Raw genomic sequence first — 22,192 nt, 5'->3', positions numbered from 1 at the left:
TCACGCCGCGTGTACACGGTGTCCCGTTTTGTGAGCGACTCAACTTTAGACGGAATCTAAGCTAGGATGGCTTCCTGCAAGCAGTCAGGAGGCCATCCATGTACGAACCGATCCGTACCAAATCGGTCCACAGCACGATGGCCGGCAACACCCCGGACTTCCCCCACCGGTCACGTGAGGAAGAGCTGGACATCCAGCTCGCGGGCCATCTCGCGGCACTGCTCGCCGTCACGGACGAGCTCCGCGCGCTGGCACCGTCCACCGACCTGGACACCGCGGCCGACCGGCTCGCCGAGCAGGTGGCCCGGCTGCGGGGAGGCCGTGCGCCGGCCCGCGTGCCGCTGACCGCCGCCCCGGGCGAGCACCGCCCGGCGGCCCTGCACCGCAAGGCGCACACCCTGGCGGGCCGCGCCCTGGTGGTGGCCGCCTCCCGCGCCGACACGGCGGCCGCCATCCTCGCCGCCGAGCGGATGGACGCGCACACCGCGGCCCTGGAGCCGCGCGAACTCGCGTCCCGCTGAGCCCTCCTCACCGGGCCCCCCGACGGCCCCGGTCCGCGTGCACCCGCAGCGACGCGCGGACCGGGCGCCACTCACCACCGCCCGCCCACCCCGAAGAGGCCGGGTTCTGCGGCGCCGTGACGTACGGCGCCGCAGGACCCGGCCTTTTCCCGCGTACGCGCGACACCGCGCCGGCGGCGCTCACCCGTCCGCCGACTCCCAGGCGGCCACCAGGGCCAGCAGGCCGGGAAAGCGCGCGTCGAGGTCGTCGACGCGGACGTGGCTGCGGCGCTCCAGCCCGTACTGCCGCTGCCGGATGACGCCCGCCGCGCGCAGCGCCTTGAAGTGGTGGGTGAGGGACGACTTGGGGCGGTCGATGCCGAACCAGCCGCAGGGGTGGTCGAACCGCTCCCGCTCCAGCAGCAGCTTGCGCACGATGAACAGGCGCAGCGGGTCGCTCAGCGCGCCCAGCACCGTCTCCAGCCGCAGTTCGTCCACCGCCGGCTCGGGCAGTGGCTCGGGCAGGCCGTCCGGTTCCGGGACGACCGCGAACCCCTCACCCACCGTCACAGACATGCGCGCCTCTCCCTCGCCGTACGCCGCCGGACATCGCCGGACTCCTTGTACGACTCCAATCGTACTGCATGCTAAGTTCGACTCGACTCGTACTGGACGTGCCGGGAGGGACAGCCATGCCGCAGAACAGGACGACGCTCGTGAGGGACGTGGGCCGCCATCGGCCCGGCGCGGCGGCGGAGGCGCCCGCGCGGTGGGTGTGGCTGGCCGCCTGGCCGGTGGCCGCGGTCTTCGTGCTGTCGAACGCGGCCACCCCGCTGTACGTGCTGTGGCAGCGGGAGATCGGTTTCTCCCAAGCCACGCTGACCGCGGTCTTCGCCTGCTACATCGCCGGGCTGCTCGGCTCCCTGCTCGTCAGCGGCGTGGTCTCCGACCGGCTGGGGCGCAAGCCCGTCCTGCTGCCCGCCCTGGGCCTGGCCCTGGCCGCCTGCCTGGTCTTCGCCACTGCGGGCAGTGTGGCCGCCCTGGTCGTGGCCAGGCTGTTCACCGGCGTGGCGGTCGGCGCCGTGGTCTCCGCGGGCATGGCCGCCGTCACCGATGTCGCGGGGCCCGGCCGCAAGCGGCTCGGGGCGCTGCTCGCCTCCTGCGCCATGGTCTTCGGCGCCGGCCTGGGCCCGCTGCTCGCGGGCGTCCTGTCCGAGACGCTGCCCGCGCCGGCCGTCACCGTCTTCGCCGTCGAGGCGGTGCTGCTGGTCACGGCCGTCGCCGTGGTCCTGAGGATGCCCCTGCACCGCCCGGCCGCGCCCGCCGGCGGGGCCTGGGTGCGGCTGCCCGGCGTCCCGCGCGGCAACGGGCGGCGGCTCGCCCTGGGCATCGCGGTCTTCGCGCCGGGCATCACCGCGACGTCGTTCGTGCTGTCGCTCGGCCCCTCGCTGCTGGCCGGGCTCCTCGGCACCACCAGCCGGATCGTGGCGGGCTCCCTGGCCTTCGCGATGTTCCTGACGGCGGCCGGCGTGCAGTTCGCGGTCCGGCGGCTGGACCGTCACACGGTCCTGCTCGCGGGCGCCGCCGCCACCGCCGCGGGCATGGCCGCGCTCGTCGTCGCGGTGCGCGCCTCGTCCGTGCCCGCCCTCGCCGCCGCCGCGCTGCTGGCCGGCGCCGGACAGGGCCTGGGCCAGCTCGGCGGGCTGTCGCTGCTCGGCGCCGGTGTCCCGGCGGGGCGGCTGGCCGAGGCCAACGCCGCGCTCAACGTGGGCGGTTACCTGCCCGCGGGGCTGCTGCCGGTGGCCGCCGGCCACCTCGGCGACGCGATCGGCCTCACGGCCGGGACGACCGTGTTCGGCGGCGTGCTGCTCACCCTCGCCGTCGCCGGGGGGCTCGTGGTCCTGGCCGACCGGGGGCGGGCGGAGCGCGTGTGAGCCCCGGAAGCGTCCGGGCGGTGCCCGCGGACGGCTGACGGGCCGGGTCTCCGCACGCCGTTGTGCGGGGACCCGGCCCGTGCGGGGTGCCTCCCCACGCTCCCGGCTACCGGAGCGGGAAGGGACCCCCTCGCGGCCGGCCTTCGTGACGACATCGCAGGTCAGGGCTAGTCGGACCGGCCGCGGAGCAGGGGTGCGCCGTTCGGGGCTCTCAGCCCAGGCGCTTCACCAGGGCGTGGTACTCGTCCCACAGCTCCTTCGGGGTGTGGTCGCCGAAGGTGTTCAGGTGGTCGGGGACGAGCGCGGCCTCCTCGCGCCACACGTCCTTGTCGACGGTGAGCAGGAACTCCAGCCGCTCCTCGGACAGGTCGAGCCCGTCGGTGTCGAGGGCGCCCTTGGCCGGCAGGATGCCGATGGGGGTCTCGACGCCCTCGGCCTTGCCCTCCAGGCGCTCCACGATCCACTTCAGGACGCGGCTGTTCTCACCGAAGCCGGGCCAGACGAACCGGCCCTCGTCGTCCTTGCGGAACCAGTTGACGTAGTAGATCTTCGGCAGCTTGGACTGGTCCTTGTCCTTGGCCACGTCGATCCAGTGGGCCATGTAGTCGCCCATGTTGTAGCCGCAGAACGGCAGCATCGCGAACGGGTCGCGGCGCAGTTCGCCGACCTTGCCCTCGGCCGCCGCCGTCTTCTCGCTGGCCACGTTGGCGCCGAGGAAGACGCCGTGGTTCCAGTCGAAGGACTCGGTGACCAGGGGGACGGCGGTGGCGCGGCGCCCGCCGAAGAGGATCGCCGAGATCGGCACGCCCTTGGGGTCCTCCCACTCCGGCGCGATGATCGGGCACTGGGCGGCCGGGACGGTGAAGCGGGCGTTGGGGTGCGCGGCCGGGGTGTCCGACGCGGGCGTCCAGTCGTTGCCCTTCCAGTCCGTCAGGTGGGCGGGCGGCTCCTCGGTCATGCCCTCCCACCACACGTCGTTGTCGTCGGTGAGGGCGACGTTGGTGAAGACGGCGTTGCCCCACAGCGTCTTCATCGCGTTGGCGTTGGTGTGCTCGCCCGTGCCGGGCGCGACGCCGAAGAAGCCGGCCTCGGGGTTGATGGCGTACAGGCGGCCGTCCTCGCCGAAGCGCATCCAGGCGATGTCGTCGCCGATGGTCTCGACCGTCCAGCCGGGGATGGTCGGCTCCAGCATGGCGAGGTTGGTCTTGCCGCAGGCCGACGGGAAGGCGGCGGCGACGTACCTGGGCTCGCCGGTGGGCGGGGTCAGCTTCAGCACGAGCATGTGCTCGGCGAGCCAGCCCTCGTCGCGGGCCATGACGGAGGCGATGCGCAGGGCGTAGCACTTCTTGCCGAGCAGGGCGTTGCCGCCGTAGCCGGAGCCGTAGGACCAGATCTCGCGGGTCTCGGGGAAGTGCGAGATGTACTTGGTCCGGTTGCAGGGCCAGGGGACGTCCTCCTGGCCCGGCTCCAGCGGGGCGCCGAGGGTGTGGACGGCCTTGACGAAGAAGCCCTCGTCGCCGAGTTCGTCCAGGACCGCCTGGCCCATGCGGGTCATCGTCCGCATGGAGACGGCGACGTACGCCGAGTCGGTGATCTCGACGCCGATCGCGGACAGCGGCGAGCCCAGCGGCCCCATGCAGAAGGGCACGACGTACATGGTGCGGCCGCGCATCGAGCCGCGGAACAGGCCGCCTTCGCCGCCGGAGCCCTGGAAGATCTCCCGCATCTCGGCGGGCGCCTTCCAGTGGTTGGTGGGACCGGCGTCCTCCTCCTTCTCGGAGCAGATGAAGGTCCGGTCCTCGACGCGCGCGACGTCGGTGGGGTCGGAGGCGGCGTAGTAGGAGTGGGGGCGCTTGACGGGGTCGAGTTTCCGGAAGGTGCCCTTCTGGACGAGCTCCTCGCACAGTCGCTCGTACTCGGCCTCGGACCCGTCGCACCAGACCACGTTGTCCGGCTGGGTCAGTTCCGCGATCTCGTTCACCCACGAGACCAGTTCCCGGTGCTGGGTGGGGACGACGGGGGGAGCCGCGATGTCGCGCGCCACGATTGCTCCTAAATGAGGGATTTTGTGGTGGGAGGCCCCGTGGGGGCTGCGACCCGGATGCTTCACGGTGAACCCTTCGGCGCTCATCCGGTGCCGACCGCACTCATTTGATCATCCGACGCGAGCGCCCATCTGTCCAGAGGGCCTCACGCCTGAGCGGCGTGAGGATCGCCACGTACCACGGGGAATCTCTCCTTTTCTTTGCGTATACGTTGGGTTCACCTGAAACTTCTTTTACCTCCGCAGGCCCGGGTGCGCCCGGCGGGAGGGTCGAGGTGAGAAGGGGTGCGGCCCCGGGTACCCCGTGAGACGATGGCCACGCGCCACCCCTCATGTGGCCTGACTGATATGTAACTTACGGTCCCGTAGGTACGATGCCGCACATGACTGCGTCCGCATTCGACGCGCCCACGGACACGCAGGCCGCCGGCCGCGGTCCCGTCGCGCTTCCCCTGCCGCATCCGGTCAAGCCGAAGCTCCGCGGCTGGCTGCACCTCGGCATGTTCCCGGCCGCCCTCGTCGCGGGCCTGGTGCTCACCGCGCTCGCCGACTCGACCAGAGGCCGGATCGCCTGCGGAATCTACGCCCTGACGGCCTGTCTGCTGTTCGGGGTCAGCGCCCTGTACCACCGGGGCAACTGGAGCCCGCGCATGGACGGCGTCCTGCGCCGGCTCGACCACTCCAACATCTTCCTGATCATCGCCGGCACCTACACCCCGCTGACGATGCTGCTCCTGCCGGGTGCCAAGGGGCAGTGGCTGCTGTGGGGGATCTGGGCCGCCGCGGCGGCCGGCATCGTCTTCCGCGTCTTCTGGGTCGGCGCCCCGCGCTGGCTCTACACCCCCTGCTACATCGCGATGGGCTGGGCGGCCGTCTTCTTCCTCCCCGACTTCCTGCGCACCGGCGGCATCGCCGTCCTGGTCCTGGTGGTCGTCGGCGGTCTGCTCTACAGCGCGGGCGGGGTGGTCTACGGCATCAAGCGGCCGAACCCGTCACCGCGCTGGTTCGGCTTCCACGAGGTGTTCCACTCCTTCACCCTGGCGGCGTTCATCGCGCACTACGTGGGGATCTCGCTGGTGGCGTACCAGCACGCGTGACCCCGCGCACCCCTCCCTCTGCGGCCACGGCTCCCGAGCCGTGGCCGTCTTCGTGCGCCCGGAGCCCGGCGCACGCCGGGGCGGGCCGCGCGGGCCGCGAGCGGTGCCGGGGACATGGCCACCCCGGAGACCATGCCCGAGAATGACCCCCATGACGGCCGCACGTACCCCCCACCCCGCCGACCGCCCCCCGCCGGGGCTTCGCGAGCGCAAGAAGATCAAGACCCGGGAGGCGATCCGCTCCGCGGCCTACGCGCTGGTGCGGGAACAGGGGTACGACGCCACGACGGTCGAGCAGATCGCCGAGCGGGCGGAGGTGTCGCCGTCGACCGTCTTCCGCTACTTCCCCACCAAGGAGGACATCGTCCTCACGGACGAGTACGACCCGGTGATGGCGGAGGAGTTCGCCGCCCGGCCCGCCGACGAGCCGTGGACGGTCTCCCTGCGGCACGTGATGCGCAAGGCCATCGGGACCGGCGCCGGGGAGAGTCCCGAGGTGACGCGGCTGCGGACCCGCCTGATGGCCGAGGTTCCGGCGGTGCGCTCGCGGATGGCGGAGGGCATGTCGGCCACCGGCCGCCTGCTGGGCCGGGCCATCGCCGAGCGCACCGGCCTGGACCCCGACGGGCTGGAGGTCAGGGTCGTGTCCATGTCCCTGGTCGGCGGACTGATGGAGGTCTCGCGGTACTGGGCCGAACACGGCCACGAGGACGACCTGGCCGGCCTGGTCGACCGCGCCCTGGACGTCCTGGAGCACGGCCTGCCCACCGGAAAACCCTGAGGCCGGCGCCCGCCCGCATGACATCCTGACCGGATGAACGGTCCCGAGATCCACGTCGCCTTCGCCCCCGAGCTGCACGTGTTCGTCCCGCAGGCCCGCCGTGGCACCGCCACCCGCGTCGCCACCGACGGCGTCTCCACCCTCGGCCATGTCGTCGAGTCCCTCGGGGTGCCGCTGACCGAGGTCGGGGCGCTCGTCGTGGACGGCCGCGAGGTGCCGCCCGCGCACGTCCCCGCGGCCGGCGAGTCGGTGACCGTACGGACCGTCGAGCGCCCGCAGCGGGTGCCCGGCGCTCCCCTGCGCTTCCTGCTCGACGTGCACCTCGGCACGCTCGCCCGCCGCCTGCGGCTGCTCGGCGTGGACACGGCCTACGAGTCGACCGACATCGGCGACCCGGCGCTCGCCGCCCGGTCGGCCGCCGAGAAGCGGGTCATGCTCAGCCGCGACCGGGGCCTGCTGCGCCGCCGCGAGCTGTGGGCGGGCGCGTTCGTCTACAGCACCCGCCCCGACGACCAGCTCCACGACGTCCTGGACCGGTTCCGGCCCGAACTGCGCCCGTGGACGCGGTGCACCGCCTGCAACGGCCTGCTGAGGCAGGCCACCAAGGAAGAGGTCGCGGACCAGCTCAAGGGCGGCACCCAGCGGACGTACGACGTGTTCGCGCAGTGCCGCCGGTGCGGGCGCGCGTACTGGAAGGGCGCCCACCACGACCAGCTGGAGGCGATCGTGGAGCGGGCCCTGAGCGGGGATACTCAGCGCGACTGAGCACGACCGGGCGTGCGGCCGAGTACGCCGGACGGTTCCCGGCGGCCGGGCGGCGCGGTGGGATGGGCGCCATGAACACCGCTCAGCAGTCCGCCGGCCGCCACCTGACCGGCTGGTCGGTGGCCGGGCTCCTCCTGCTCCTGCCGACCGTCGCCGTCGCGTGGCTCCTCGTCCTCGCCTCCGAGCGCGGCAGCCGCTGCCTGATGTACGGCGAGCAGTGCTCACAGATCCCCGGCGCGGCGCTGTACGGCTGCTTCTGGGCCGCGCTCGCCCTCGGCGTGCTGGTCCTGGCCTGGCCCCGGGGCCGGTGGACACCCGCCCGGGGCGGGGCCGTGCTGCTCCAGTGGGCCGCGCAGCTCACGCTCGGCGCCCTGATCCTCACCGGCGCCTGACGCGTCCGCCCGCTCCCCGCTCCCCGTCCCCCCGAGGGTCAGCCGCCCAGCGCGGCGCGCAGCCGTTCGGCGTCGGTGACCGGCGCGTCGCAGGTGAAGCGGCGGCAGACGTACGCGGCCGGTGCCCCGTCCACCAGGGGCCGCCCGGCCAGCAGCGGGAACTCGTCGCCGCCCTCGGTACCGACGGCGACGACCGCGCCGGGCGCGGTGCCCCGCAGGGCCGTGCGGTGCAGGGTCCGGGTCGCCTCGTCGTCGAGGGCGGGGCCCACCACGGCGACCTCGCGGGGCCCGTCGAGCAGGGCCTCGGCGACGGCCAGCCCCCAGCCGATGAAGCGGGGCACGCGCGGCCCGAGCGCCTTCACCACGCCGAGGGCGTGCTCGGCGGCGGTGCGGTGCGGCTCGGAGCCGGTGTGGGCGGCGTAGGAGAGCAGGGCGCCCGCGGCGGCGGTCCAGCCGGACGGGGTGGCGTTGTCGGTGGGGTCCTGCGGGCGGCGGATCAGCCGCTCGGCGTCGGCGGCGGTGTCGTACAGCGAGCCCGCCTCGTCGGTGAACCGGGTCAGGACGTGGTCGAGCAGCAGCCCGGCGAAGTCCAGCCAGACGCCCTCGCCGGTGACGGACGCCAGCGCCAGGAAGCCCTCGGCGACGTCGGCGTAGTCCTCCAGCACCCCGGCGTTGGTCCCGGCCTGCCCGTCCTTGCTGGTGCGGGTGAGGCGGGCGTGGTCGTCCAGGTGGAGCCGGACCAGGAGGTCGGCCGCGGCGACGGCGGCCTCCACCAGGTCGGGGCGGTCGAAGCAGGCGCCGGTCTCGGCGAGCGCGGCGATCGCCAGGCCGTTCCAGGCGGCGACCACCTTGTCGTCCCGGCCGGGCGCGGGACGCTCGGACCGGGCGGCCAGCAGCCGCTCCCGGAGGGAACCGATCCGCCCGGCGTCGAACACGCCTTCGTCCTGCGGGAGCCGGAGCACCGAGGAACCGTGCTCGAAGGTGCCCTCCTCGGTCACCCCGAAGTACTGCGCGGCCAGGTCGGCGTCCGCCTCGCCGAGCACCTCCCGCAGCTGGGCGGGTGTCCACACGTAGTACGCGCCCTCGACGTGCCGGCCCGTGCCGCCCTCCCGTCGCCCGCCACCACCCCTCTGCGGACGCGCTTCGCGCGGCACCGCCTCTTCGCTGTCGGCGTCGAGCGCGGAGGCGAACCCGCCCTCGTTCGTGCGCAGCTCCCGCACCATGAAGTCGGCGGTCTCCAGGGCGACGCGGCGGGCGAGCCCGGAGCCGGTGGAGCGCCACAGGTGGGTGTAGACCCGGCACAGCAGCGCGTTGTCGTACAGCATCTTCTCGAAGTGGGGCACCACCCAGTCGCGGTCGACGGAGTAGCGGGCGAAGCCGCCGCCGAGCTGGTCGTAGATGCCGCCGCGCGCCATGCGCTCGCAGGTGTCCTGCGCCATCTGGAGGGCGCCCTCGGCGCCGGTGCGGGCGTGGTGGCGCAGCAGGAACTCGATCACCATGGACGGCGGGAACTTGGGCGCCCCGCCGAACCCGCCGCGCTGCGGGTCGTACTCCCGGGTCAGCCCGAGCAGCGCCTGCGCGAGCTCCGCCTCGCCGGGCGGCCGGGCGTCGCCGTAGGAGATCTCCCGCCCGGCGAGCTCCCGGACGATCTTGCCCGCGACGTCGGTGACCTCCCCGCGCCGCTCCGCCCACGCCTGGTGGACGCCCTGGAGGACCTGCCGGAAGGACGGCATGCCGTGCCGGGGCTCGGGCGGGAAGTAGGTGCCGAAGTAGAACGGCTCGGCGTCCGGGGTGAGGAACACCGTCATGGGCCAGCCGCCCTGCCCGGTCGCCGCCTGCACGGCCTCCATGTAGACGGCGTCGACGTCGGGGCGTTCCTCCCGGTCGACCTTGACGCTGACGAAGTGCGCGTTGAGGTAGTCGGCCGTCGCCTCGTCCTCGAACGACTCGTGCGCCATCACATGACACCAGTGGCACGCCGAGTATCCGACTGACAGCAGAACGGGGACATCGCGCCGTCGCGCTTCCTCGAACGCCTCCGGTGTCCAGGGCCACCAGTCGACGGGATTGTCGGCATGCTGCAGCAGATAAGGCGAGGTCACACCAGCCAACCGGTTCATACGATCCAGCCTCTCACAGTGCCTGGCGCGACCGGGGAAACCCTCACGCGCCCGCCTCGCTTGGCCGAATTGCACGTGTGAGCCCTCACGTGGCGGGCGGCTCCTCGCCCGCGGGGCCGGTGTGTCGAACTTTTCCCGGCGTTCGTCCGAGTCGGGCGGCCCGGCACCTCGGAACAGTAGGCTGGGCCCAGCAGCGCTGGACCTGCCGAGGCTCCTCGAAGGAGGTACACGATGACCGCCGAGATGGTGCCGCCCGCGTGGATGCATACGCAGATCAGCGCGGAGCAGTACGACTCCTGGTCCGAGGAGCAGTGCGCCGGCATCGAGATCGTGGACGGGATGGTCGTCGTGAGTCCGAGCGCCTCCAAGCGGCACAACCGGCTGGCTCGGGTCCTGGCCAATGCCCTGGACGCAGCTGCAGGCCCTGACTGGAACGCGGACACGGACTTCGACGTCCGCCTGCAGGACGTTCCCCTCACCAACCGCCGTCCGGACGTCATCGTCTACCGGGCGGAGACCATCGACGTCACGCCTACCCGCCCGGAGCACGTACTGCTGGTCGTCGAGGTGGTCTCGCCCGGCTCGGAGACCACTGACCGGATCGTGAAGGTGGACCAGTACGCCAAGGCCGGCATCCCCTTCTACTGGCGGGTCGAGCAGGCCGCCACTGGTGTCCCGATCATCTACACCTACGTTCTCGACTCCGCCACCCAGGCCTACAGGGATGGCGAGATGTTCACCGGCACGATCAAGGCTGCCGCCCCCTTCTCCGTCACTGTCGATCTTGGGGTCGTGTAGGGAGCGACCGAGTCGGCGCTACCGAGGACTCTTCGCTGAAAGCCTCTGCCTCATCGATCTCTGCATAGCGAAGCAGACAACAGTCCTCACCGAGCGTGTCCACCCCGTCTCTCATGACCGCGCCGGCCGCAGTCACCTGGTCGTAAAAGTGCGCTGGCACCAGTGGCAGGCGGAATGACCGACCGACAGCAGCACGGGCACGTCCCGCCGCCGCGCCTCCGCGAACGCCTCCCGCGACCAGGGCCACCAGTCGACGGGGTTGTCGGCGTGCTGGAGGAGGTACGGGGACGTCTCGTGCGCCAGTCGGTTCGGCATGGTGTCCATCCTGCCCCAGTACCCGTCCCACGCCGGACGGCACACCGCCGTCACCTGCCGTCCGTCCCCTCCCCACAGCGGCGCGCGCGCCGCACACTTGACCCACGGGCAACCGGGGAAAGAGCCGGGGACGGGCCGGGGGAGCCGACGGGGCCTCGGCCGCCGGAGGGGGACACGAGGGGGGAGACGCCATGCGGGAGCGTCATCGGGCGGACGCCGAGCGGCTGCTGGTGCGGGCCGTCGAGGAGGAGGTCCGCCGCTCGGGCGGGCGCGTCGACGGCAACGTGCTGCTGTCGCGGGCGCGGGGCGCGCTGGAGACGATGGCGCGCACGGCCGCCGAGGAGTACGACGCCTACACCCGCGCCCTGGACGAGGCGGAGGCCGGGCAGCTCACCTTCCGGCAGCGCTACGTCCGCGACGGCGGCGGCACCCCCTTGCTGGTGGCCGCCGTCGCCGCGGCCGCCGCCGTGGTGGCCGACATGGCACTCGGGACCGGCGCCGGTGTGGCCCTGGGCGCGGGCGCCGCCGTGGGCGTCGCCGGCGCGGCGGCGACGGTGGTGAAGGTGATGGGCTCGCATCTGCCCGCCGCCCACCACCGGGCCGGTGCGGTGAGCCAGCCGGGCGGGCCGGAACAGCTGCGCCTGCAGTGGCTGACGGCGCTGGAGGTGCGGGGCATCCGGCCGTTCCTGGACCAGCAGCGGGTGCTGGCCGCCTCCACCGGGCCGAAGAAGCCGGTGCCGAAGCTGCGCGGCGCCGACAAGAGCGCGGCGGCCCGCGGGCGCAGTGTGCTGGAGCAGTCGTTCGGGCAGCTCCCGGAGCCCGCGGACGTCCTCGCGGGCCGTCGGCGGGAACTGGCGCGGATCCGGCAGTGGGTGCAGGCGGCCCGGGCCGACACGGAGACCCGGCCGACGGTGGTCGTGCTGCACGGGGCGCCCGGCAGCGGCCGTACGGCGCTCGCCGTGCGCGCCACCCACGACCTGCGGGACCACTTCCGCGGCGCCTGCGTCGTCGACCTGCGCGGCGACGGCCGGACCACCGGCCCCGGCGACGGCGGTGACGGCCGCGGCAACGGCGGTGACGGCCGCGGCGCCGGGCGGGAGGAGCCGCCGCTGTCCACCCGGGACGCCCTGCTGCACCTGCTCGACCGGCTCGGCGCGCCCCGCGAGCAGCTGCTGTTCCGGGAGCGGTCGTCCGCGGACCAGCAGGTCAAGCGGCTCGGCGAGCTGTACCACCAGCACCTGGCGGGCGTACCGGTCACGATCGTCCTCGACGACGCCGCCGACGCCGGGCAGATCCGCGCCCTGATCCCCGAGCGGTCCGACAGCCTGGTCCTGGTCACCGCCCGCGAGCCGCTGGACCTGCCGGCCGGCCTGCCCGCGCGGGTGCACCACCTGCCGGTCGAGCCGCTGGACGCGGCGGGCGCGGAGGAGCTGCTGACGGCCGCCGCGCAGGACGCCACGGGCCCGTACGACGCCGAGGCCGCCGACCGCATCCGGGAGCTGTGCGGCGGGCTGCCGCTGGCCCTGCGCGTCGCGGGCTCCGCGCTCGGCCCGCGCTCCCCGCGCACCCTGGCCGGCGACCTGGCGGCCTACGGCCCCGTGGAGCCGGTCGAGCGCGCGCTGTGGCTGCGCTACACCGACCAGCCGGAGACGGCGCGGCGGCTGCTGCGCCGCCTGGCGCTGGCCGGCCGCACCTCGCTGGGCGCCGCCGCGGCGGCGGCGCTGCTGGCGACCGACGAGCGGGAGGCCACCCGGCACCTGGCGGCGCTGTCCCGGGCGGGCCTGGTCGACCACGTCCGCGGCAGCCGCTACCGGCTGCACGACGCGGTGCGCGCCTTCGCCCGCGCCCGCCTCCTCGACGAGGAGGACCCGGCCGACCGCGCGGCGGCCCAGGAGCGGCTGATCACCCACCACGCCGAGCTCGCCGACACGGTGCTGCGGCTGGTCGACGGCAATGTGTCGACCCGCTCCGACCGTTTCGGGCCGCACGGGTTCGCCTCGCCGGCCGAGGCGCTGCGCTGGCTGGACGACGAGTCCGGCTTCCTCACGGCCGCGCTCAAGAACACCGAGGGCGTCGACCGGCGCGCCGTGCTGAACCTGCTGGGCGCGCTGTGCGACTACTGCCTGCTCCGCGGCGACCTGTACCGCCTCGGCGAGATCAGCGAACTGGCGCAGGCCGTCGACGAGGGGCTGCTGATCCGTTCGGTGCAGTGGCGCACCGGCATCGCGGCCCGGCAGCTCGGCGAGCTCGACAAGGCCCGCACCACCCTCACGTCCGTGGTGGACCTGTACCGGGAGGCCCACCACGACGCGGGCGCCGCCCGCGCCCTGACCTCGCTCGGCATCACCCTGCACCACCAGGGCAACCTGACGGAGGCGGCGGCGAGGCTGCGGGAGGCGCTGGACCTGGCCGCCGCCCCCGAGCTGGCCGCGGACCGGGCGTGGACCCTGCACGCGCTGGCGGCGGTGGAACGCGACCGCGCCCACCTGTCCGAGGCGCTGGACCTGCTCACCGAGTCCCTGGTGCTGCACCGCGCGAGCGAGTCCGTGCACGGCCAGGCGTGGGCCCACTTCCAGCTCGGGCAGCTCCACCTGCGCCGGGGCGATGTGGCGCGGGCGGAGACCGACCTGCGCACGGCCCTGGGCCTGTACGGCCGTACGCAGGACGCGCGCGGCCAGGCGTGGGCGCTGACCCAGCTGGCGCGGGCGCGGCTGGTGGCCCGGGACGCCTCGCCGGCGGTGGAGGAGCTGCGCCGGGCGGCGGACCGGCACCGGGACAACGAGGACGCGCGCGGCGAGGCGTGGACGCTGTACTACCTGGGCCAGGCGCTGGAGGAGACCGGCGACCTCGGCCGGGCGGTGCGGGAGCTGGAACGCTCCCGCACGATGTTCTCCCGGATGCGGGACGTGTACGGCCTGGCCTGCGCCCGCCACCACTCGGCCCGCGTCACCCGCGACCAGCGCGCCGCCCAGACCGGGTCGCTGCGCAACTCCGGTTTCGCCCGCCAGCTGCTGGTCGACGCCCGCGCCGACTTCCAGCGCATCGGCGTCGCCCACGGCGAGGCGTGGACCTGCCTGGAGCTGGCGGTGGTGGACGCGGGCAACGCCCGGACGGCGCAGGCGCTGGCGCTGTGCGACGAGGCGGCGGCGCTGTTCACGTCGTACGGCGACCGGCGGGGCGAGGACTGGGCGCGCTTCCTCAGGTGCACCCTGCTGCCCTACGCCGCGCCGGGCGGCGTGGAGGTCGGCACGGCCGTCGCCCAGGAGGAGCTGGGCCGGCTGGCCCGCGCCGGGCATCCCGCGCGCGACGAGAAGCTGGACGACTGCGTGGAGGCGTACCGGCTGCTGCTGGAGCGGGGCGTGCGCCTGGAGGAGGGCTGGCAGGCGTGGCGGCTCGGCATGGTGCCCGGCCGCCACGCCCGGGAGGTGATGGGGGTGGAGGTCGCCGCGGCGCGGAAGTGAGCCGCGGCGGCCGTCCGGCGCGGGGCGGCGGGCCGGGCGCCGTACCGCCGGAGCCCCGCCTGCCGCCGCCGTGCCCGTCCGGGCCGGGTCAGCCCTTGGCGGGGGCGCTCCCGGCCCCGGTGCCCGGCTCCGCGTCCGGGTCGGCGGCCTCCTTGAAGTCGACCTTGCCCATGTGCCTGTTCATCGACTTCATCAGACCCCACACCGCCAGGGCCATCACCGCGAAGACGATGAAGCCGAGGACACCGGGGGTGACCTTGTCCTTGTCGAACTCGGCGAGAGTGACGAGGTGCGTCATTGCCAGGCTTGCGCTTGCGCTCATGTCAGGCATTGTCCCGGATGCCCGCGAAGAGGTCGTCCTCGGGGAGGGAGGTGGGCACGAGGGACTTGGCGAGCTCGTACTCCTCGGTGGGCCAGACCTCCTTCTGGATCTCCATCGGGACCTTGAACCAGCCGCCGTCCGGGTCGATCTGCGTGGCGTGCGCGATCAGCGCCTTGTCGCGGGTCTCGAAGAAGTCGGCGCAGGGGATGTGCGTGGTCAGCGTGCGATCGGCGTGGCCGGACTCGTCCCAGCGCTTGAGCCACTCGCCGTAGGGGGACTCCAGGCCGCGGTCGGTCATCGCCTTGTGCAGCGCCTCGGTGCGGGGCCGGTTGAAGCCCTGGTTGTAGTACAGCTTCAGCGGCTGCCACGCCGGGCCGTACTCGCTCTCCGGGTACTTCTCGGTGTCCGTCGCGCCCTCGAACGCCACCATCGTGATCTTGTGGGTCATGATGTGGTCGGGGTGCGGGTAGCCGCCGTTCTCGTCGTAGGTGGTGATCACCTGGGGGCGGAAGGAGCGGATCTTGCGCACCAGCTCGCCGGCCGCCTTGTCGACGTCCTCCAGAGCGAAGCAGCCCTCGGGCAGCGGCGGCAGCGGGTCGCCCTCGGGCAGGCCGGAGTCGACGAAGCCGAGCCACTCCTGCTTGACGCCCAGGATCTCCCGGGCCTCGTCCATCTCCTTCTTGCGCACCTCGTGGATGTGCTCCTCGATGTACGTGTCGCCCTGGAGCTTGGGGTTGAGGATGGAGCCGCGTTCTCCGCCCGTGCAGGTCACCACCAGCACGTCCACCCCCTCGGACACGTACTTCGCCATGGTGGCCGCGCCCTTGCTCGACTCGTCGTCGGGGTGGGCGTGGACGGCCATCAGTCGCAGCTGGTCAGTCAAGACTCAATCCTCGGTCAAGTCGGCGCCCTGTGTGTCGGCGCAGTCCAATAGGTGCCGCCCCGAGGGGCGTCCGCGCGGGGCGGCGGTCGGGTGGCAGGCGGGGGCTTCTATAGTGACCGAATCGGAGGGCGAATAATTCCGGAGCCGGGCTCCGGGGCCCCTTTCGGGACATCCCGTCCCGCCCCTGCCGAGAGGACGATCATGAGTACGGCGAGCACACGACCGCCCGAGGGCCGCTACGGCCGCTCCTCGGACGAACGGGCCGACCGCACGCTCAAGACCGTCGGCGCCGTCCTGGCGGTGCTCCTGCTCGCCCTGGTCGGCTACTTCGGCTACCACTACGTCGGCCAGAACAAGATCAGCGCCGAGGTGATCACCTTCGACACCTCCGAGGACGCGGTCGAGGTCCACCTGGAGGTCCACAAGGACGCCGGCGCCGAGGGCTACTGCACCCTGCGGTCCCAGGCGGAGGACGGCGACGAGGTCGGCCGGGCCGACTTCCGCTTCGACCGGGACGACACCCGCGTCGACCAGGTCGTCACGCTCCGCACCAAGGCCCGGGGCACCACGGCCGAGCTCCTCGGCTGCCACGCCGACTGACATCGACCGGAATACGTCCGCGCCGACCTGCGTTGACGTGAATCTTGGGAGTTATGTCCTCCCCCTTTCGCCCCTGAATTGTTAGGCTCGTGGTTTCGCCCACCTGTGGAGGAACATTCTTCTGGGTAGGGCGATGCTTTGTATTCCCAGTACCTACGAGGAGCACCTGTGACCCAGACCAGCGAGAACGTCACCTGGCTGACCCAGGAGGCGTACAACAAGCTCAAGGACGAGCTTGAGTACCTTACTGGTCCCGCGCGCACGGAGATCGCCGCGAAGATCGCCGCCGCGCGCGAGGAGGGCGACCTGCGTGAGAACGGCGGGTACCACGCGGCCAAGGAGGAGCAGGGCAAGCAGGAGCTCCGTGTGCGCCAGCTGACCCAGCTGCTCGAGACCGCCAAGGTCGGCGAGCCGCCGGCGGCGAACGGCGCGGTGGCGCCCGGCATGGTGGTCACGATCGCCTTCGACGGTGACGAGGACGACACGCTGACCTTCCTGCTCGCCTCCCGCGAGTACGCCAGCTCCGAGATCGAGACCTACTCGCCGCAGTCCCCGCTGGGCTCCGGCGTCATCGGCCACAAGGTCGGCGAGGACGCGGAGTACGAGCTGCCGAACGGCAAGACGGCCTCGGTGAAGATCCTCAAGGCCGAGCCGTACAACGGCTGACCCGCCCCTTCACCACCACGGCCTCCCGGCGTCCCGTGACGCCGGGGGGCCGTGCCGTGCCGCCGCCTCCGCTCACCGCTCAGGCCTTGACCGTGTACCCCGCCTCCCGCAGGGCCCGCCGCACCTCGGCGCAGTGCTCCGGGCCCATGGTCTCCAGGTGCAGCTCGACCTCCGCCTCCGTGAGCCCGAGCCGCGGGTCGGTCCGTACGTGGCTGACGTCGAGGACGTTGGCGTCGGCCGCCGACAGCACCCCGAGCAGCGTGGCGAGGGCGCCCGGCCGGTCCGTCAGGCGCAGCCGGACGGCCAGGTAGCGGCCCTGCGCGGCCATGCCGTGGCGCAGCACCCGCTGCATCAGCACCGGGTCGACGTTGCCGCCGGACAGCACCGCGACGACCGGGCCCTCGAAGGCGCCGGGCTCGCTCAGCAGCGCCGCGACCGGGCTCGCCCCGGCCGGCTCGACGACCAGCTTCGCCCGCTCCAGGCACAGCAGCAGCGCGGTGGACAGCTCGTCCTCGGTGACCGTGCGGACCTCGTCGACCAGGTCGCCGACGATCCCGAACGGCACGTCGCCGGGCCGCCCGACCCGGATGCCGTCGGCCATCGTCGCGGGGTTCTCCACCGCCACCGGGCGCCCGGCGGCCAGCGAGGGCGGGTAGGCCGCCGCGCCCTGGGCCTGCACGCCCACGATCCGCACGTCCGGCCTGAGCGCCTTCACCGCCACGGCGATCCCGGCCGCCAGCCCGCCCCCGCCGATGCCGACGACGATCGTGCGCACCTCGGGGCACTGCTCCAGGATCTCCAGCCCGACCGTGCCCTGGCCCGCGATGACGTCGGGGTGGTCGAAGGGGTGGATGAAGACCGCGCCGGTCTCGGCCGCGTACTCCTGCGCGGCGGCCAGCGTCTCGTCGACGACCTGGCCGTGCAGGCGCACCTCGGCGCCGTACTCCCGGGTCGCGCTGATCTTCGGCAGCGGGGCGCCCTTCGGCATGAACACCGTCGACCCCACCCCGAGCAGCGTCGACGCCAGGGCCACCCCCTGCGCGTGGTTGCCGGCGCTCGCGGCGACCACGCCGGCGGCCCGCTCCTCGGGCAGCAGCCCGGAGATCCGGACGTAGGCACCGCGCAGCTTGAACGACCCCGTCCGCTGGAGGTTCTCGCACTTGAGGTGCACCGGCGCGCCGATCATCCGGGACAGGTGCCTGCTGCCCTCCATCGCCGTCACCCGCGCCACGCCCGAGAGCATCTTCCGGGCGCCGCGCACGTCGTCGAGGGTGACGGAGCGCAGGGAGGGGACCGTGCCGTAGCTCATGGTTCCAGCATCGCAGTTCACCGGCGCCGGGGCGGGCCGTGACCACAGGGCGGGACCGGCTTCGCGCAGCGCCGGTACGCCCCGCCGCCCGGCCGCGTACCCTGTCCCCCAACCAGCAGCCCTCCACGAAGTGAGCCTCCGGCCATGCCCACAACACCTGAGATGTCGACGGACCTGACGACCGTCGGTGACAGCGGTCTCCTGGACACGCTGCAGCACGAGGTGGCGGTGTTCGCCCGCCGTGCCGAACAGACCCGTCTCGGCGGAGTCGGCCAGGTGCGCAACTCGATGGACCGCGCCGCGTACCTCCTGCTCAACCGGCTCGACAAAGAAGGCCCGATGGGCGTCAAGGCGCTCGCCGCGAGCATGGGGATCGACTCCTCGACCGTCACCCGGCAGGTGGCCCCGCTCGTCGACAGCGGCCTGGTCAAACGCACCTCGCACCCCGAGGACGGGCGCGCGGTGGTGCTCCAGCTCTCCCCGCGCGGGGCGGCGCGCCTGGAGGAGGTACGGGACTCCCGGCGCCGGCTGATGGCCGAGCTGACCCGGGACTGGGCGCCCGAGGAGCGGGAGGCGTTCTGCACGCTGCTCACCCGCTTCAACGGCGCGCTGTCCGCGCGGATGTCGGCGCAGGGGATGCCGGGCGGCGAGGCACCGCCGGCCTCCTAGATCCCGTCTTCCGTTCCTCGCCCGGCTCTTGACCGGCGGACCGCCTCTGGCCTCATATGAGACCGGGACCCCTCGTCGCGGCCGGGCACACGCCCGTACCCGGCCGGGTCTGTTTCTCCAGGTTCCCCAGGTTCATCAGATTCCCCAGGGTCGCCCTCAGGCGGGAGGCGCGGTGCGAGAACGGCATGCGTTTCGGGACGCCCGCCGGGCCGAGGAGTTCCAGGCGTTCGCCGCGGGCGCGGCGGGGCGGCTGCTGCACGCCGCCACCTTGCTGACGGCCGAGGCGCCCGGCGACAACCCGCGCGCGCGGCACCTGCTGACCCTGGCCCTGGCGCACACGTACGCGCGCTGGGACGGCCTGCGCGGCGAGGACCCCTACGACCGCGCCCGCCAGTACCTGGCGACCCGCTTCGCCCACGAGGCCCGGCACCGGTACGGCGCCCCGGGCCGGGCCCGGCCGCACCCCGCCGGCGCGCTGGCCCGGCTGACTCCGCTGGAACGCCTGGTCCTCGTCCTCAGGCTGTACGAGGGTGTCGCCGAGGAGCAGACGGCCGCCCTGCTGGGGCTGACCGGGGAGCGCGTCCACACGCTGTGCGAACGGGCGACGACGACAGTGCTCCGCCCGCCCCGGGAGCCGGCGCCGGCGGTGGAGCGGGAGCCGGCCCCCGGGGCGGCGGCGTCATGAGGCACACGCGCGCGTGCGCCGCCACCCCGGGACAGCCCGTCCCCGGAGGGCTCGCCCCAGGACGACCCGTCCCAGGAGGACCCGTCCCAGGAGGACTCGTCCCAGGAGGGCCTGTCCCGGGACGGCCCGCCGCCGGGCGGCGGCCGTGAACCGGACGGCGCGGGAGGCGGCCGTACGGCGGCTCCTGCAGGAGTCGCCGCCGCGGGTGCCGCCGGAGCTGTACGCGGACGCCGTGCGCCGCGGCGAGCGCATGCTGCGGCGCCGGACGGCGGCCCGGCGCCTGCTGTGGCTGCTGCTGCTCGCGGCGGCGGTGGCGTTCACCGTGTGGGCGCTGACCGCCCGCCCCTGGGCTCCGCCGCCGTCGGAGACGACCCCGCCGCTGCCGGACTGGTGACCCTGGCGGCCGACCCCTGTCCGGTCCCTAGCCGAGCGCCTGCTGGAGGTCCTCCAGCAGGTCGTCGGCGTTCTCGATGCCGACGGACAGGCGCACCAGGTCGGCGGGGACCTCCAGGGCGGAGCCGGCCGCGGAGGCGTGGGTCATCCGGCCGGGGTGCTCGATGAGCGACTCGACGCCGCCCAGGGACTCGCCGAGCGTGAACACCTTCGCGCGGTTGCAGACCTCGACGGCCGCCTCCTCGCCGCCCTCGACGCGGAACGACACCATGCCGCCGAACGCCCTCATCTGCTTGGCGGCGATCTCGTGCCCGGGGTGCTCGGGCAGCCCCGGGTACAGGACGCTCGTCACGCGCGCGTGCCGGGTGAGCATCTCGGCGACCTTGGCGGCGTTCTCGCTGTGCCGGTCCATCCGCACGGCGAGGGTCTTGGTGCCGCGCAGCACCAGCCAGGAGTCGAAGGGGCCGGCGACCGCGCCCATCGCGTTCTGGTGGAACGCCAGTTCCTCGCCGAGCTCCGGGTCGGAGACGATCAGCGCGCCGCCGACGACGTCGGAGTGCCCGCCCATGTACTTGGTCAGGGAGTGCACGACGACGTCCGCGCCGAGCGCGAGCGGCTGCTGGAGGTACGGCGTGGCGAAGGTGTTGTCGACGACCAGCTTCACGCCCGCGTCCCGGGTGACCTGGGCGACGGCGGCGATGTCGGTGATGCCGAGCAGCGGGTTGGAGGGCGTCTCCACCCACACGGCCTTGGTCCGCGGGGTGAGGGCGGCCCGTACGGCGGCGGGGTCGCCGCTGTCGGCCACCGACCACTCCACGCCCCAGCGGGCGGCGACCTTGGCGAAGAGGCGGAAGGTGCCGCCGTAGGCGTCGTTGGGGATCACCACGTGGTCGCCGGGGCGCAGCAGCGTGCGCAACAGGCAGTCCTCGGCCGCCAGTCCGGACGCGAACGCCAGACCGCGGCATCCGCCCTCCAGGGCGGCCAGGTTCTCCTCCAGCGCGGTGCGCGTCGGGTTGGCGCTGCGGCTGTACTCGTAGCCTCCGCGCAGACCGCCGACGCCGTCCTGCTTGTAGGTCGACACCTGGTAGATCGGCGGGACGACCGCGCCCGTCAGGGGGTCGGCGGTGTTGCCCGCGTGGATCGCGAGCGTCTCGAAGTGCTGACTGATGTGCCTGTCGCTCATGGGCCCGAGCGTAGTGCGCGAGCGGTCCCGGCGGGTTGGTGAACGGTCCCGGCGGGTTCGCGAACGGCCGCGGCGGGTTTTCCACAAGGCCGCCGCACGGGTTGGCCAAGTGTCGGCGGGGTCTGGTTCGCTTGAGGCATGGAAATTCTCTGGGTCCTGATGGCACTGGTCCTGCTCGGCTTCGTGCTGCTGCCCGTCCTGCGACGCCGGCGCGGCATGATCGAGCAGGTGCCGCCGGGCCACCCGGACGCGGCCGACCCCGCGCACTACGGGTTCGTGCGGGAGGAGGAGCTCGACGTCCGCCTGCCCGGCCCCGACCAGGACCTGCTGGACGTCCTGGACCTCGTCCAGCGGACCGGGGACTACCGGGCGGCGCAGCAGCTCCTGGCCGGTACGGAGGCGGAGGGCGAGCTGCGCTGGCAGCGCGTGCAGGCCTTCGCGGGCGCGGCGTCGCTGGAGCTGGCCCAGCGGCCCGGCGGGGTGAGCGAGCCCCCGGGCGGGCAGTGGCTGCGGGTGTGGCGGACCGAGGCGCCCAAGGACGCCGGGGGCGCGGCGGTGCACGCCGAGTTCCTGGTGCAGCAGGCGTGGCGGACGTCGGCGCCCGGCACGGACGAGTTCCGGATCATCATGGAGGAGGCGAGGGCGGCGTGCGGCGACGCGGCGCTGCTGGCCCCCGGCGACCCGGTCCCGTACATCGTCGAGCTGTCGGTGGCCCGCGGCCTGGGCTACCCGCGCCAGGAGTTCGAACAGCTCTGGCTGAAGATCCTGGACCGTGCCCCGGCGCACATGGGCGCCCACCTGGCCGCGCTGCACTACTGGTGCGAGAAGTGGCACGGCTCGCGGGAGCTGGCGTACTCCTTCGCCGAGGCCGCCGCGGCCCGCGCGCCCCGGGGCTCGCTGCTGGCCGCGATGCCGCTGTTCGCAGTGTTCGAGCACCTTCCCGAGGTGAACCTGGTCAGCGGCTTCTACCGGAGCGAGGTCGTCACGAAGGCGATCCACGGCGCGCTGCACGCGGTCCACTCGGCCCGCCCCGACGACCCGATGCTCGCGCACGTCCGCCACATGCTGGTCTTCTTCCTGGTCCGCGGCGAGCGCTGGGCGGAGGCCATGAACCAGCTCATACACATCGACGGCCACGTCGGCGCCCTGCCCTGGACGCTGTCCCCGGACCCGGCGGCGGAGTTCGCGGTCTACCGGGCGCTGGCGGTGGCGGGTTTCGAGGCCAACGGCGGCAGCCCGGCGAACCTGCCCCACTGACCCGCGCGCCGGTCCGGG

The 22,192-nt window shown here is 73.6% G+C and carries 21 protein-coding genes and 1 pseudogene; 14 read left to right on the top strand and 8 right to left on the bottom strand.

What is annotated here, in order from left to right:
• Nucleotides 1–98 precede the first annotated feature (98 nt).
• Nucleotides 99–521, top strand: coding sequence for a hypothetical protein (locus tag ABZ340_RS20130; RefSeq protein ID WP_358783140.1), 423 nt, complete (start codon nt 99–101; stop codon nt 519–521).
• Between the two features lie 180 nt (nt 522–701).
• On the opposite strand, the gene ABZ340_RS20125 is transcribed toward ABZ340_RS20130, so the two are convergent.
• Nucleotides 702–1,076 carry an ArsR family transcriptional regulator gene (locus ABZ340_RS20125; RefSeq protein WP_358783139.1) on the bottom strand — a complete coding sequence of 125 codons (375 nt, stop codon included), beginning with the start codon at nt 1,074–1,076 and terminating at the stop codon, nt 702–704.
• A 116-nt stretch (nt 1,077–1,192) separates the two neighbouring features.
• Here ABZ340_RS20125 and ABZ340_RS20120 point away from each other — a divergent pair, with 116 nt between their 5' ends.
• The gene (locus ABZ340_RS20120; protein WP_358783138.1) at nt 1,193–2,434 is read left to right on the top strand and encodes an MFS transporter; all 1,242 of its coding nucleotides are present in this window, start codon (nt 1,193–1,195) and stop codon (nt 2,432–2,434) included.
• A 211-nt stretch (nt 2,435–2,645) separates the two neighbouring features.
• Here the strand turns inward: ABZ340_RS20120 and ABZ340_RS20115 are convergent, their stop codons facing one another.
• Nucleotides 2,646–4,478, bottom strand: coding sequence for a phosphoenolpyruvate carboxykinase (GTP) (locus ABZ340_RS20115; protein WP_358783137.1), 1,833 nt, complete (start codon nt 4,476–4,478; stop codon nt 2,646–2,648).
• A 383-nt stretch (nt 4,479–4,861) separates the two neighbouring features.
• Here ABZ340_RS20115 and ABZ340_RS20110 point away from each other — a divergent pair, with 383 nt between their 5' ends.
• The 4 genes from ABZ340_RS20110 (at nt 4,862) to ABZ340_RS20095 (ending at nt 7,513) form a co-directional block, all read left to right on the top strand.
• The gene (locus tag ABZ340_RS20110; RefSeq protein WP_358783136.1) at nt 4,862–5,575 is read left to right on the top strand and encodes a hemolysin III family protein; all 714 of its coding nucleotides are present in this window, start codon (nt 4,862–4,864) and stop codon (nt 5,573–5,575) included.
• Between the two features lie 142 nt (nt 5,576–5,717).
• Nucleotides 5,718–6,356: a TetR family transcriptional regulator gene (locus ABZ340_RS20105; RefSeq protein ID WP_358783135.1), complete on the top strand. Its 639-nt coding sequence runs from the start codon at nt 5,718–5,720 to the stop codon at nt 6,354–6,356.
• A 33-nt stretch (nt 6,357–6,389) separates the two neighbouring features.
• On the top strand, nt 6,390–7,121 hold the full coding sequence (locus ABZ340_RS20100) for a Mut7-C RNAse domain-containing protein (protein WP_358783134.1): 732 nt from the start codon (nt 6,390–6,392) through the stop codon (nt 7,119–7,121).
• A 71-nt stretch (nt 7,122–7,192) separates the two neighbouring features.
• Nucleotides 7,193–7,513: a hypothetical protein gene (locus tag ABZ340_RS20095; RefSeq protein ID WP_358783133.1), complete on the top strand. Its 321-nt coding sequence runs from the start codon at nt 7,193–7,195 to the stop codon at nt 7,511–7,513.
• A gap of 38 nt (nt 7,514–7,551) precedes the next feature.
• Here ABZ340_RS20095 and ABZ340_RS20090 read toward each other — a convergent pair whose 3' ends face one another.
• Complete coding sequence (locus ABZ340_RS20090) at nt 7,552–9,633, bottom strand: thioredoxin domain-containing protein (RefSeq protein WP_358783132.1); 2,082 nt, start codon at nt 9,631–9,633, stop codon at nt 7,552–7,554.
• Nucleotides 9,634–9,864: 231 nt separating this feature from the next.
• On the opposite strand from ABZ340_RS20090, the gene ABZ340_RS20085 reads away from it, so the two are divergent.
• The gene (locus ABZ340_RS20085; RefSeq protein ID WP_358783131.1) at nt 9,865–10,431 is read left to right on the top strand and encodes a Uma2 family endonuclease; all 567 of its coding nucleotides are present in this window, start codon (nt 9,865–9,867) and stop codon (nt 10,429–10,431) included.
• Between the two features lie 156 nt (nt 10,432–10,587).
• Here ABZ340_RS20085 and ABZ340_RS20080 read toward each other — a convergent pair.
• A pseudogene (locus tag ABZ340_RS20080) lies at nt 10,588–10,746 on the bottom strand (DUF255 domain-containing protein); the annotation flags it as partial.
• Nucleotides 10,747–10,937: 191 nt separating this feature from the next.
• Between ABZ340_RS20080 and ABZ340_RS20075 the strand changes: the two are divergent.
• Complete coding sequence (locus tag ABZ340_RS20075; RefSeq protein WP_358783130.1) at nt 10,938–14,207, top strand: tetratricopeptide repeat protein; 3,270 nt, start codon at nt 10,938–10,940, stop codon at nt 14,205–14,207.
• Between the two features lie 88 nt (nt 14,208–14,295).
• On the opposite strand, the gene ABZ340_RS20070 is transcribed toward ABZ340_RS20075, so the two are convergent.
• Together ABZ340_RS20070 and mca are read right to left on the bottom strand one after the other, a co-directional pair.
• Nucleotides 14,296–14,538: a hypothetical protein gene (locus tag ABZ340_RS20070; protein ID WP_358783129.1), complete on the bottom strand. Its 243-nt coding sequence runs from the start codon at nt 14,536–14,538 to the stop codon at nt 14,296–14,298.
• Entirely contained in the window at nt 14,531–15,391 is an 861-nt protein-coding gene (mca, locus tag ABZ340_RS20065) for a mycothiol conjugate amidase Mca (protein ID WP_358783198.1), read from the bottom strand. The genes ABZ340_RS20070 and mca overlap by 8 nt, the downstream gene beginning before the upstream one ends.
• Nucleotides 15,392–15,613: 222 nt before the next feature.
• Here mca and ABZ340_RS20060 point away from each other — a divergent pair, with 222 nt between their 5' ends.
• Both ABZ340_RS20060 and greA read left to right on the top strand, forming a co-directional pair.
• Entirely contained in the window at nt 15,614–16,012 is a 399-nt protein-coding gene (locus ABZ340_RS20060) for a DUF4307 domain-containing protein (RefSeq protein ID WP_358783128.1), read from the top strand.
• A 168-nt stretch (nt 16,013–16,180) separates the two neighbouring features.
• Nucleotides 16,181–16,678 carry a transcription elongation factor GreA gene (gene greA, locus ABZ340_RS20055; RefSeq protein ID WP_358783127.1) on the top strand — a complete coding sequence of 166 codons (498 nt, stop codon included), beginning with the start codon at nt 16,181–16,183 and terminating at the stop codon, nt 16,676–16,678.
• A 79-nt stretch (nt 16,679–16,757) separates the two neighbouring features.
• Here greA and ilvA read toward each other — a convergent pair whose 3' ends face one another.
• Nucleotides 16,758–17,987 carry a threonine ammonia-lyase gene (ilvA, locus tag ABZ340_RS20050; RefSeq protein WP_358783126.1) on the bottom strand — a complete coding sequence of 410 codons (1,230 nt, stop codon included), beginning with the start codon at nt 17,985–17,987 and terminating at the stop codon, nt 16,758–16,760.
• A 144-nt stretch (nt 17,988–18,131) separates the two neighbouring features.
• On the opposite strand from ilvA, the gene ABZ340_RS20045 reads away from it, so the two are divergent.
• The 3 genes from ABZ340_RS20045 (at nt 18,132) to ABZ340_RS20035 (ending at nt 19,735) form a co-directional block, all read left to right on the top strand.
• Nucleotides 18,132–18,656 carry a MarR family transcriptional regulator gene (locus ABZ340_RS20045; RefSeq protein WP_358783125.1) on the top strand — a complete coding sequence of 175 codons (525 nt, stop codon included), beginning with the start codon at nt 18,132–18,134 and terminating at the stop codon, nt 18,654–18,656.
• 172 nt (nt 18,657–18,828) lie between these two features.
• Nucleotides 18,829–19,341, top strand: a complete 513-nt coding sequence (locus ABZ340_RS20040) for a sigma factor-like helix-turn-helix DNA-binding protein (RefSeq protein ID WP_358783124.1) — start codon at nt 18,829–18,831, stop codon at nt 19,339–19,341.
• 145 nt (nt 19,342–19,486) lie between these two features.
• Nucleotides 19,487–19,735, top strand: a complete 249-nt coding sequence (locus tag ABZ340_RS20035; RefSeq protein ID WP_358783123.1) for a hypothetical protein — start codon at nt 19,487–19,489, stop codon at nt 19,733–19,735.
• A 27-nt stretch (nt 19,736–19,762) separates the two neighbouring features.
• Here the strand turns inward: ABZ340_RS20035 and ABZ340_RS20030 are convergent, their stop codons facing one another.
• A complete protein-coding gene (locus tag ABZ340_RS20030; protein WP_358783122.1) occupies nt 19,763–20,917 on the bottom strand; it encodes a cystathionine gamma-synthase in 1,155 nt (384 codons plus the stop codon).
• 138 nt (nt 20,918–21,055) lie between these two features.
• On the opposite strand from ABZ340_RS20030, the gene ABZ340_RS20025 reads away from it, so the two are divergent.
• The gene (locus ABZ340_RS20025) at nt 21,056–22,174 is read left to right on the top strand and encodes a hypothetical protein (protein ID WP_358783121.1); all 1,119 of its coding nucleotides are present in this window, start codon (nt 21,056–21,058) and stop codon (nt 22,172–22,174) included.
• Nucleotides 22,175–22,192: the final 18 nt, after the last annotated feature.

Origin of the sequence: Streptomyces sp. NPDC006134 (genome assembly GCF_040628835.1) — a bacterium.
Classification (GTDB): domain Bacteria; phylum Actinomycetota; class Actinomycetes; order Streptomycetales; family Streptomycetaceae; genus Streptomyces.
This window is presented reverse-complemented; position numbering and strand designations above follow the sequence as displayed.